General features: G+C 39.4%; 5 protein-coding genes. 4 read left to right on the top strand and 1 reads right to left on the bottom strand.

Translation table 11 applies throughout. From position 1 onward, the window contains the following. Positions 1 to 125: 125 nt before the first annotated feature. Positions 126 to 3,275 carry an FIDD domain-containing protein gene (locus tag D1013_RS16300; RefSeq protein WP_121849841.1) on the bottom strand — a complete coding sequence of 1,050 codons (3,150 nt, stop codon included), beginning with the start codon at positions 3,273 to 3,275 and terminating at the stop codon, positions 126 to 128. Between the two features lie 497 nt (positions 3,276 to 3,772). Here D1013_RS16300 and D1013_RS16295 point away from each other — a divergent pair, with 497 nt between their 5' ends. From D1013_RS16295 to D1013_RS16280, 4 genes are read left to right on the top strand one after another with little or no spacing between them, the layout of a single operon-like run. Continuing rightward, on the top strand, positions 3,773 to 4,051 hold the full coding sequence (locus tag D1013_RS16295) for a helix-turn-helix domain-containing protein (RefSeq protein ID WP_121849840.1): 279 nt from the start codon (positions 3,773 to 3,775) through the stop codon (positions 4,049 to 4,051). Beyond that, a complete protein-coding gene (locus D1013_RS16290; protein ID WP_121849839.1) occupies positions 4,048 to 7,308 on the top strand; it encodes a DEAD/DEAH box helicase in 3,261 nt (1,086 codons plus the stop codon). Before D1013_RS16295 ends, D1013_RS16290 begins: the two co-directional genes overlap by 4 nt. Positions 7,309 to 7,310: 2 nt before the next feature. After that, entirely contained in the window at positions 7,311 to 10,946 is a 3,636-nt protein-coding gene (locus D1013_RS16285) for an Eco57I restriction-modification methylase domain-containing protein (RefSeq protein WP_121849838.1), read from the top strand. After that, positions 10,943 to 12,883: an ATP-binding protein gene (locus D1013_RS16280; RefSeq protein ID WP_121849837.1), complete on the top strand. Its 1,941-nt coding sequence runs from the start codon at positions 10,943 to 10,945 to the stop codon at positions 12,881 to 12,883. Before D1013_RS16285 ends, D1013_RS16280 begins: the two co-directional genes overlap by 4 nt. Positions 12,884 to 12,978 lie beyond the last annotated feature (95 nt).

Below are 12,978 nucleotides of genomic sequence, written 5' to 3'. Positions count from 1 at the left end.
AATTGAAAATATTTGTCCATTTCACTATTAATTTCATCGAGGATTTCTATCAAAAACACTGGTTCCAAATTTGGGTCGTCAATATTTGGATGATATTCAATTTTTTATGAAGTGAGAACTGGCTTTTATCTTTTTAAAGTAAAGTGGCCCGAAAAAATGGTGCCTTCTCCTAGATTGGCCCGGAACCAATAATCGTTAGAAATCATTTCCCTACCATTGAAAAAACCATCCCAACCTTTGTCTTCAGGTCGTAATTGGGCCAATAGTTTTCCATACCTGTCAAAAATATAGACTTGAGCGTCTGGAAACGCTTCTATGCCAAATATTTGCCAATATTCGTTGAAACCATCATTGTTTGGGGTAAAAAACTTTGGATAATCGATAAGGGTAACTTGCTGGCTATCTTCTCCACAGCCCTTTTTGTCGCGGACCATAACCGTGTAGTTGCCCCCAAGGATGTTGGGGAAATAATTACTGTCTTGAAATACCACGCCATCTATCGAATATTCAAAATCCCCATCACCAGAGGCTATAATTTTAATAAAATTATCGGTCGACAATTCTCGCCGTTTTATTTCAATAATGGTCGGTAGTTCAGACCGAACGAGTTCAAATTCATAGTGGTTTTCGCAGTACAGACCGTTGGTAGTTTGACCAATCGTAAGGGTATACATTCCTTCGCTCGTAAGTATCGTTTCAAAAGCGTTGGAGATTACAGTGCCTTCCGGTTGGGTCCATTGGTAATATTCAAAATCAGTTTCTATTTGAATGCGCAATGAGGGTTCCAAACCACATATAAAATATGTTTCCTCTAACAAGGCTGTTGATGGCAGTTCAGTAACCACCAGGTCAACGCTTGTTTCCGAATAGCATGAATTGTTCAGTTCATTTTCTACACGTACCAATAAGGTTTGGTTCCATGCTATGGTATTTTCGTAATAACTGGGCAGCGGGTTTGGCAATGCCACGCCATCCTCTTGAAAAAAATGTGTGACCAACCCTGTCTGACTTCCCAAGATTTCAGCTTCAACATGGGATAGGTCAAATCGGGCGAAACCATTTCCCAAATCACAGGCGTAGACGGGTTGCGGACTATTCAATTGGGGCTGCGAAGACGTGCGCAGCAATAGCTGGGTCTCTTCATGGCAGTAGGTCTCCTCGTTGGTTACCCTTACGGTAATGGTTTCGTCATTGGTGATCGAATTGGTATACGGATTGGGTAAAGGGCTGGGCAATACATTGCCATCTCCATCAAAGTAGGATACTGATAGACCAATTTGTCCCCCAGTAACCTGAGTTTCCACATTGGAAGTGTCAAAATATTCTGAAATGCCATCACCATTATCATCACAACCAATCAAAACTTCGGGTTCATACGCCATTGGAAGTGGATTGACCATTAATCGAAATGAAGCTTCGTTATTGCAGTTGTTGACACTTTCCACCACCTGTACCGTAATAACCTCTTCATTGGCAACAAGGTTCTCCACAGCATTTAAAGGGTTCCCGATAGGACTGCCATCGGCGCGATAAAATGAGACGGAAGCTGAAGTATAATCGGCCAAGATAATATTTTGTACCTGTTCCAAATCGAAGGTTGAAAATCCGTCCGTTCCATTGCTGCAAACAAAGAGGTCGGTAACTGAAGAAAGGTCGGGAATCGGATGTACAATCAGGTCAAATGTCGTTTCGGAATAACAACATAGATTATTGCCGTGAGCTACCCTGACCACTATGGTTTCCCTATCCCTTATCGTATTGGTAAATGGATTGGGTAAGGTTTCATATTCATTCCCACTCCCATCAATAAAGGTAAGTTTCATATTGTTTTGGCCGCCCAAGACTTGTGCGACAGTCTGCGAAACATCGAACGAAGATGAAACTCCAGTGCCGAAGATGTCTTCACAAGCATAAAGGTTATCTATGCCATACGCATTTGGAGGTTCTTTGGCCTCTATGGTTTCCGTCAATACTTCAACAGTACCATCATTACCCGTTACCGTGGCTGTAATTGTGTAATTGCCGTCAGAAGAAAAATCATGAAAGGGTGATAAATCATTGGAACTATTGTCACCCCCCGATGCAGGGTCTCCAAAATCCCATACTACCGAAGCAATATTTCCAGCCGGTGCCACGCTGAATTCCTTTAAAAATTCTGAACAGACATTGGATATGTTCATTGAAAAATTATTGGTGACGTGATGTACGTCTCCTGTGACATTGATGTAAAAATTGGCATCAGGCCTTCCAAAATCTTGGGTGTCTACGTATTCGTCAAAGCCGAAATCGTGTTCGGATGAGGTTCTAGTACATCCTCTTTGCCATGAAACACCTGTATCTTGGCTAGAACCTGCAATAAATGCCAAGCCATCCCCATATACAATTCCTTTATGTACTTCAACAAGAATACGATTGACTTCAGCCGGGACGACGATAGGAGTATCAAAGGCTACATTTATAATTCGAGAATTCCTATCTATATTCGGTGAAAGTTGTTGATATTGACTACTGCCTATTAAATCTGCTTCAGAAAATGAATCTGGAAAATTGTCATCAATCTCATAAATATTGAAGCTTATTTCGGGAAGCCATCCTACTTTATTAATACCAACTTGCCCAGAGTTAATTACAAATTCTTCATCGTCAGAGATTCCAAAATCATCCAAATAAAAGTCTCTTGCCCAATAAATATAAGAGGAGGAGCACGAGTGTATTCGAGTTTCTATGATATCGTCACATAAATTATGGGATAGAGTTACTGATGCACCGCTTTGGGCAATGTTTTGGATTTCTCCAGTGACATTTATAAAAAAATTGGCATCAGGAACGGCTGGATTTAAGTCTTCGGTGCTAATATGCGTATAATGTTCCCTGCATCCTTTAAACCAAGAGGTGTCATTGTCAAATTCAGTGCCCGCAATTAAAACCTCTTTGTAGTCATCGTTATAAATGTCGTCCATTTGCGTGACCTCTACCAAAATTCGTTCAACGCCTGCAGGTATGACTACCGGGGAATCAAAATTTACCTGAACGATTTCAGGTGTATCCCCAATTTCAGGTGCCAATACCAGATTTCCATAACTAATTCGTTGTGGGTTTTGGGTGGGCGCCTCGGAGGTAAGACTGTAAAAATTAAACACCAGTCTGGCGCCATCATATGAATTGCTAATGGCTACCTGAGCCGAATTGATTAAAAACTGATCTGCTGTGGTTATGCCAAAATCAGAAAGTGTAAAAGCCCTTGCCCATGCCTCTTCATATTGGCACGAAGTCATGTCTGTTTTTATTGGGGTGTTACCAATATTGTGTGTTAATGTAATTTGCGCAGAAATCACATTGCATAACAAAACAAATGAGACTAGAAGTAGGTTCTTGAGCACTGGTCAGTAGGTTGTTTAGGGATATAACGATTTTAAAATACTCATTGTTTGCTAACCAGCTAAACTTTTTTGATTAGGGGCAAGAAAAAGCGTTATACAAACACTTTTAGTTCCTATCGCTTTCAAAACTTTTGGAGCTTGTTACCAAAGGCCTTGGCTATGGCCCGACGCTTCAAAGCACAGACCCTCCAGAATTGATTAATAAACCCTAATGTAGAAAATTTCTCAAGCCTTGGCCGGCGATGGGCTATAGCCGTCTTAAGTTTGATTCTGATTAAATTATAGTCATAAATCAGAAAGAACAAAAGAGCTAAAATTTTCCCTCCCCGCTGAAAGGAAAATACAGGAATAATCTCTACTTTTGACGAAATCGTCTAAACGAATTATTCAAGATGGATTCATTTGGAGAATACCTGCGGGAACAACGAGAAAATATTGGATTACCACTTAGAAAAGTTGCTGCCGAACTGGACATTGACACTTCAATTCTGAGCAAGATTGAGCGCAACGAAAGGGAAGCAACAAAGGATATGTTACCAATATTCTCAAAGGTTCTCGAAAGAGACTTGAAAGAAGTTGAAGTGAAATTCATAGTTCATTCCATTATGTCGCAATTCTCAGAATTAAAGCATATAAAAGATGGACTGAATGAAACACTGAAAAGCCTATGAGTACAAAGTTTTTCACCAACGAAGAAAAGAACACGCTTCTCAACAAACTAGAGGGTGTATTCAAGCATAAGAATATCCACTTCTTTGATGCGCTTGTAGGGTATTTCCGTGCTTCAGGATATTTTCAGATTAGAGAATTTGTTGAAAAAGCAGCTGAAATCAGAATTCTTGTCGGTATCAACATTGACCATCTTGTTTTTGAAGCCAATCAACAAGGGCTACTCTTTGACCCAAACGCAGAAAAGGCTCAAGAAGAGTTTTTTAAAGAAGTAAAGAAAAACATCCAAGAAGCTGAATATGACAAAAAGGTTGAAGAAGGAATGCTTCAGCTCATTAAGGATATTGTTTCTGGAAAAGTCAAAATCAAAGTTCACCCAAAGCAGAATATTCACGCCAAGATTTACATTTTCAGGGAAAAGATTAAACATGATCACGGCTATGGTTCTGTCATTACAGGATCAAGCAATCTCACTGATGCCGGCCTTGGAAAGAACTTTGAATTTAATGTAGAATTGAGAGACAACTCAGACATTGATTTTGCTACTGAGACGTTCGAGAAATTATGGGAGGAATCAGTTCCAATTGACACAGACTATATTGAGAAGCTTCAAAAGGATACTTATCTAAATGATGACTACACTCCTTATGAAATCTATCTCAAATTCTTAATTGAGTATTTCGGTAAGAGCATTGAGTTTGATCCGAATTCTATCTCGGACTTACCAAGAGGATTCAAACGTCTCTCCTATCAGGTAGATGCTGTAAATGATGGCTATGCCAAGATGGTAAAGCATAATGGCTTTTTCTTAGCTGATGTGGTTGGACTGGGTAAAACCATTGTTGCTACCCTGATTGCCAAAAAGTACTTCTACTCAAACGGCTTTCCTGAACATCGTTCCAGAACATTGATTATTGTTCCACCTGCTTTGAAAGAAAACTGGTCAGAAACCATTGAAAAGTTCAATCTGGACAATGTTAAGATTATTACCAATGGAAGTCTGCATAAGCTGACAAGTCTAGAACGCTATGATCTAATCATTGTAGATGAAGCTCACAAATTCCGTTCGGATACTGCAACAATGTATAATGAGTTGCAAAAAATCTGTAAAACAACCACGAAGCGAGTTTTGCCAGATGGATCAGGCGTTCCAAAAAGAGTAATTCTAATTTCCGCCACCCCACTCAATAACAAACCAGAGGATATCGCCAACCTTGTTTATCTGTTTCAGGACAGCAAGAATTCAACACTTGAAATTGGCAACTTGCAACACTTTTTCAGGAATCAGATAGATGCTTACAAAAAGCTGAAAGATGAACCTGATGTTGAGCAAGTCAAGACAGGTGTAAAGCGTATCTACGAGAGAATCCGGACGAAGATCATTGAGCCACTCACAGTTCGCAGAACAAGAACCGATTTAATGGCTCATGAACTGTATTCAGAAGACTTGAAGAAGCAGGGTATCAATTTCCCAGCAGTTCGGCAGCCAGAGAAAATACTTTATGAACTTGAACCACATTTAGAGGATTTGTACGACCATACTATCTATGTTTTAAGTCATAAAACACAAGGACTAAAGTATTTCCGGTATCAAGCCATCCGTTTCTTAAAACCACATAAGAAAGAGAAATACAAGCAAGCCGACATGATTTCGGAGCAATTGGCCAAGATCATGAAGACCATGCTTGTGAAAAGGATAGACAGCAGCTTCTATGCCTTCAAACAATCACTGTTTCGTTTCTTCCGTGCAACAGAAGCCATGATTACCATGTTTGAAAATGGTAAGATTTACATTGCTCCAAATCTGCCTGTGTCAGATATGATCAATGAAGGTAAAGAAGAAGAACTTCTTGAACTTATCATTGAAAAATCTATTGAAGACCCAACCATTGACATTTGCGAACCGGATGATTTCGAATATGATTTCCTTCCAGGTTTGAAGCAGGATTATGACCTATTAAAACAACTGAATGCTGAATGGCAGAAAGTGACGGAAGACCCTAAGTTAGATGTCTTCATTGAGTATTTGAAAACTCGTTTGCTGGAGAAAAAGATAAATCCTGAATCTAAATTGGTAGTGTTCTCAGAAAGCAAGGAAACCACGCAATACCTGATGGATGAATTGCCGAAACACACTCCACAGCGAATCATCTCAGTGGATAGCAAGTCGAGAAAAGACCGAATGCCCACAGTTCGGAAAAACTTTGATGCCAACCTTCCAAAAACAGAACAGGAGAACAAATATGATATCATTCTAACAACCGAAGTATTGGCAGAGGGCGTTAACCTTCACCGTTCCAATGTGATTGTGAACTACGATACCCCTTGGAATTCCACTCGACTGATGCAGCGAATTGGTCGAGTAAACAGAATTGGCTCAACGGCTAAGCAGGTTTACGTTTTCAACTTCTACCCAACGGCCAAAGTGAACAATGACATAGAGTTGGAGAAGCGAGCCATAATGAAACTTCAAGCTTTTCATGCGGCTTTGGGAGAGGACAGCCAGATTTATTCACCTGATGAAGAAACGGAAACCTTCGGATTATTTGACCAAGCCGTAGAGGAAGAGAAAGACGAAAAGTTAGCTTATCTCATGATGATTCGAGACATCAAAGAAGAAACACCTGGCCTGTTCAAAAAGATCAAGAATATGCCACTCAGAGCACGTGTTGGGAGAAAGGATGATGAATTGGATAAATCAACGATCTGCTATATCAAAGATCAAAAGCGAGATGCATTTGTAAAAGTGAATGATAAAGGTGAAACGGAGGAATTGACCTTTCTAGAGACTGTAAAAATATTTGAGGCAGAACCTGTTGAGAAAGGAATAAAACTTCATGAACAACACCACGATCAGGTTCAAACGGGCATTTCTTTATTCACAGACTTGATTGAAGCAGAAAAAGCAAGAGACAAGAAGGTTGATGTAACACAGGGACCGAATGAAAAGCGTGCGATTGCTTATTTGGATGCTATGTTGGATTTACCATTTACCAATGAAGAAGAAAGAGGCTTAATCATAAAAGCAAAAGAAGCTATTAGACAAGGCCGCTTTCAGCGATTGCAGCGGGACATCAACAAATTAAAACGAGCAGTTAACAAGTCTCCTTTGAAGCCGGCTATCATCCTTGAAAAGATTTTAGAAATACTAAAAAGCTATCCATTGCAAACCATACAGGATGAAGATGGAGAAGCAAAACCAAAATTGAAAAAGTCACTGAATCCTGAAATCATCATTTCAGAAAGCTTTGTGAAATAATTATGAGAGAAAAGGACTTAAAACGGATACTGCAACAGCCCTACAGTTTTGACTACTGGAAAGAGCTTTTGCCCATGTTTTTTAAAAAGGTGCAATACTTCTCTCAGGCTCAGGCTCTATTTGAAGAACACGAAAAAGTGGTTCAAGGAAAACAGATCGGGCGAATCACCTTAGATGATGAAAAGTCTTTGGCCATTTTTGAAGTAGAAATAACCGACAATGTGGTCATTGCCCGTAACCGAAAGGAATTGCGAGACATTGCTATCAAACACATTGATCAGGACATTACCCACGGTGCTATTGTCTTCTTCCACAGTCCAAATCAAAAGGATTATCGCTTCTCGTTCATTGCCAAATGGTCCGCCTTGGACATGGAAACGGGTGAGTTCATTAAAGGCGAGACTAAACCTAAGCGATATACTTATCTCTTGGGGCCAAATGAAGCATGTACCACAGCAGCTAAACGACTACTAACACTTATCCCAAAAAAAGAAGCAGGAAAGGCTACTATCAAAGAGCTTCAACAGGTCTTTTCGGTGGAAGCCCTGAACCGAGAGTTCTTCAAATCCTATAAAATCCATTATGAGAAGTTTTGGAAATACCTTGCTGAATCACCATGGCGGGATGAACTGATTGATGCCGAAAAAGAAGAACCTGAGAAGAAGGAAAAACCAATTCGAGATTTTGTAAAGAAACTGCTCGGTCGGATCGTGTTCCTACATTTCTTGCAAAAGAAAGGTTGGATGGGCTGCTCTTCTCAATCTAACGAATGGATGGACGGAGAGAAACGCTTCATGCAGTTGCTCTTTGAGGAGTTCACCGGCAAAGAAAATTTTCACAGCCAATGTCTGACCAAACTTTTCTTTGAAACACTCAATACCAAACGCCCCAAAGGTGAATTTCATATTGATGGTTTGGAAGGAAGGCTCAATGGCTCACACGTACCTTATCTGAATGGTGGATTGTTTGAACCCGAAAAGAACAAGGCAACACTTAAAGTAGATTTTCCAAGAAGCTACTTTGAAGAATTACTGGAATTTTTTGAGCAATATAATTTCACCATTGATGAGAATAGTCCGGACGATCATGAAGTGGGAATCGACCCGGAAATGCTCGGACATATTTTCGAAAACCTGCTGGAAGAAAACCGTGAGAAAGGGGCTTTCTACACACCAAAGGAAATTGTGCAGTACATGTGTCAGGAAAGTCTGATCCAGTATTTGTACAACCATTTTGGCAAACGACAGGACATTGACGATTTCATTCGACAACATACTGTTTCAGCATTTCTGGCCGAAAGAGACAACGCTTCCCAAGTCAATCAGCTATTGGATGATATTAAGGTCTGCGACCCGGCCATTGGTTCTGGAGCCTTCCCGATTGGGATGTTGCAAGAGATTTTTGATGCTAAGCGTTTTATTTATCCTTATCTGAAAACCAACCAGCCTTTTGACCCTGCCGCTACCAAAAAGAGCATTATTCAAAATTCCATTTATGGGGTGGATATTGAAAAGGGTGCGGTGGACATTGCACAACTCCGTTTTTGGCTCGCATTGGTAGTGGAAGAAGTAAATCCACATCCGCTTCCCAACCTTGACTACAAGATTATGCAAGGAAACAGCTTGCTGGAACAATACGAAGGAATAGATCTAAGTCAAATTGCATTACCAAAAGGTGAAAAAATCTATGAGCCAGAGCGTGACCTGTTCGGCAATATAAAAGAAGACCAAATGAAGATCACCTTTGCCAAAAGTGATACTTCAAAAAAAATCAAAGCGCTTATTAATGAGTTTTTTACCATTGAAGATGCCGAGCGTAAAAAGGAAATCCGTCAGCAAATAAATGCATTGGTCGAAGACCATATTCAGTTTAATATCCACCTGCGGGAGCAACAGCTAAATAGATTTATTGCAGAAGCTGGAAACCCTGCTAACCTTAATAAAAACGCTCGAAAAAAATTCGATGGTTTTGTTTCTGATTTGGAAAAAATTCAGGAAACGAAAGCCAATTTGCTCAAGATTCAGGAAACAGATGAACGCCCGTACTTCCTTTGGCATCTCTACTTTATGGATGTATTTGAACGAGGTGGTTTTGATGTAATGATTGGAAACCCGCCATACATTCAGTTACAAAAAATGAATAAAACTGAAAGAGATAGACTTTCACAATCTCATTTCAAGACTTTCAGTGGCACAAGTGATATCTATTGTTTATTCTATGAAAAGGGGTTTGAACTATTAGTAGATGACGGAACACTATGTTACATAACTTCAAATACATGGATGAGAACTAACTTCGGTGCTACTCTTAGGAATATTTTTTCTAGTGTTTCTAATCCGGTAAAGCTGCTGAACTTTGAAGACACCCAAATCTTTCCTGCTGCGACAGTAGAAGCAAACATTTTGCTTGCTAAGAACAAAGAATTTAGTGGTGAATTGGAAGCTGTTGCCGTTAAAAGTGATTTCAACATAAAACAATCCATACAGGATTATTTCACTGAGAATAGAATAATGCTGGATTCACTTTCAGATGAAGGTTGGATTATTCTAGAACCAATGGATTTTTCAATATTAAATAGGATTAAAGAAGCAGGCGTTACTTTGAAAAACTGGGATGTAGAATTTTATAGAGGAATGTTAACTGGCTTTAATGAAGCTTTCTACATCGATGGGCAGAAAAGGAAAGAGTTAATTCAACAAGATCCGAATAATGAAAACATTATTAAGCGATTAATTAGAGGTAGAGAAATAAGACGTTGGCGTTATGAATTTAATGACAATTATGCTATCTACCCTCATAATGGAGTTAGAGAGAACAGGCAAAAAGGAACAGAAGCTATTCCTAGGATAAATGTCGAAAGAGACTATCCCATTATATACGATCATTTACTCAAGTATAAGGACAAAGACTCACCACTTGCCGTACAGAAACCAGATGGTACATATCAAACTCTAATTGATCGCACAGACCAAGGTGATCATTGGACAAACCTTCGGAATTGCGCATATATAATGCAATTAGAAGATGAAAAACTTGTTTGGCTTGCGATAACCGATCGTCCAGCTTTTGCATATGATAATAAGTCAACCTACGTATCAAATCCATCATATTTTATGAGTGGTAAGCATTTAAAGTATCTCTTAGGTTGTCTTAACTCAAGAGTAATTCAATGGTACATGGATAAGATAACTTCTTCCACAGGACAAGGGACTAATCAATGGAATAAAATGTATATAGAGTTGCTTCCAATCCCATTGCCAAATAATCTCTCATTGGAAACCAAAGTTGAGACACTTTCTGAATATTTGACATTTATAAACAGTTCTGAAGTAAGTGAAGTATTCGAAAATATAAGTGAAGAATCCATCACAGAACTACTTGAAAATGTACTCGATATGATGGTTTATGAACTTTACTTTGAAGAAGAGATGAAATCCAAAAAGTTGGATGTTTTGCAGTTCATCAACGAAAAGACTTTCCCAGACATTTCCGAAATGAATCCTGAAGAGAAGAAAGCCAGCATCCAAAAGGTGTATTACGAATTGCAGCAAAAAGATAATCCTATTCGTAATCGCATTTTGGTTTCGGAAAGCCGCAGTGAAATTATCAGAAGAATCAATGAAGTAACCGGCTCATGAGACTGCACGAACTCCATATCCAGAACTTCAAGTTCTTCCCTAAGCATGATCCTAAAAGTCCGCTTTTAGAAATTGGAGGAAAGAACCTGCTCATTTATGGAGAAAACGGCAGCGGTAAATCCACCATCTATTGGGCAATCTACACGTTGCTAGAGAGTGCTTTTAAACAAGGCAATGATGGAAAAAATAAAATCAAAGAATACTTTACCAAAGGCCATGAAAAAGGTCTAGTAAACATTCATGCCACCACTGCACAATCCCAAAAACCCTATATCAAAGCTGTTCTTGATGACGGGGCTGGAAATCAAAAAGGATATCTAATCAATGGTGATGATTCTACCATAGCTGCTATTCAAGGAAACTCTGATGTCCGTGAAAGCGGCATGGCCAGCGATTTCATCAATTATCGGGTGTTGTTCCGCTTGCACCATGTCAAGCATTCCAAGGATAATAATCTGTTCGGCTGGTTTGAAGATGAAATTTTTCCGTACATCATTATTGACCGCATCAGCCGTGTAAACAGTCTTGGAGATGTTTACAAAGAAATAAAACAGGGTCCGAAAAAGGTAAAGGACTTTGACGAACCTGACACAGAAGTTTATCCTAACCCAACAATGCGCCTTCATCCAGAAGAAGCAGTAAAGAAAGACTACAAGAAGTACCAAACGTATGAGCGAAAGCTCAAGAAATTCAACAGAAAGTTTAAATCCTACCTCAGAGACAGAGTTACTAGAGCAAATGAAATTCTTGAGAATGATTTCGGTCAGAACTTTGAAATCAAACTAGATTATGAACCTGCCAGAGCAGGAGTTACAGCCGACAACCTCAATTGGACAGACCCAAAAGTAATTCTAAAAATACCGCGATATGAAGGCCGGAGAAATGTCTTGAAACGTGCACACTCATTTTTGAATGAGGCCAAGTGGACAAGCATTGGTTTAAGCATTCGATTTGCCATTTTAGAAGATTGGACAAATCGCCCAAACACCTCTGAACTCAAACTTCTGACCATTGATGACATGTTATTGAGTTTGGACATGAGCAACCGAGATGTAGTCTTAAATCTATTGCTTAATCGATACAGTGCAGATTATCAACTTTTGATGATGACTCATGACCGATCATTTTATGAATTTGCAAAACGTAAAATTGAAACATCAGGAAAAAAGAGAGACTGGATCGTGTTAGAAATGTATCAGGATGAATTAGCTAAGCGCGCTCAACCCTATTTTAAGCCTCTCAAGACAAGCCTACAAACCGCAGAAGATTATTTTAAGCAGCACGATTACCCGGCCTGTGCCATTTACCTAAGGAAGGAAATTGAAAGCTGTCTTACTAACCTACTTCCTCCTAAATACAGGAAAGTCCCGAGTAGAGATGATGCAAACGTTTTGATAGACGCTAAACTCAATGATATGCTTCTTAATCTGGAAGGCTTTTGTATTGAAGACGGTATTGACTACTCAGAACTTGCTGACTTAAAGACCTTCAAAGATGCTTTACTGAATCCTCTGGCCCACAATGACCTTGATACGCCATTATTCAGAGATGAACTGAAAAAGCTGATGAAAGCAATGGCTATACTTGAAAAAAAAGATCGAGCCAGACCTTTTCATAAGTCAAACAAGAACATGAATTTCAATCTGACTAAACCGGACGGAAGTTACTTTTCGGTGAGAATGAAATCGAAGGAATCAGTTGTTTTAATTGAGGAGGAAGGAAAGCCACCAAGGATTTCGGTATTCTCCAAGTGCAAAGTGTCAAGCATTGATAACAATGGAACAATCACCAACATAGAAGAGAACTTTGATACTCTGAGGGAAGTGCATAATGAAATGAGTAACCGATTTGGAATTGCATCTCAGCAGGATATTTCCAGAGAATTTGACTATGACGGAAAGACTTTTGATCAGAAGATAACTGAAATTGGATTATGAAGCCAACGCTTCGCATCCATACACATTGGCAAGTCGCTTAAAGCAGCCCCACAACCCAAAACTTGCCAAAGAGTATGGCTGCCCAAACGCTGAAA

It is taken from the genome of Euzebyella marina (assembly GCF_003687485.1).
GTDB classification, from domain to species: Bacteria; Bacteroidota; Bacteroidia; order Flavobacteriales; family Flavobacteriaceae; genus Euzebyella; species Euzebyella marina.
This window is presented reverse-complemented; position numbering and strand designations above follow the sequence as displayed.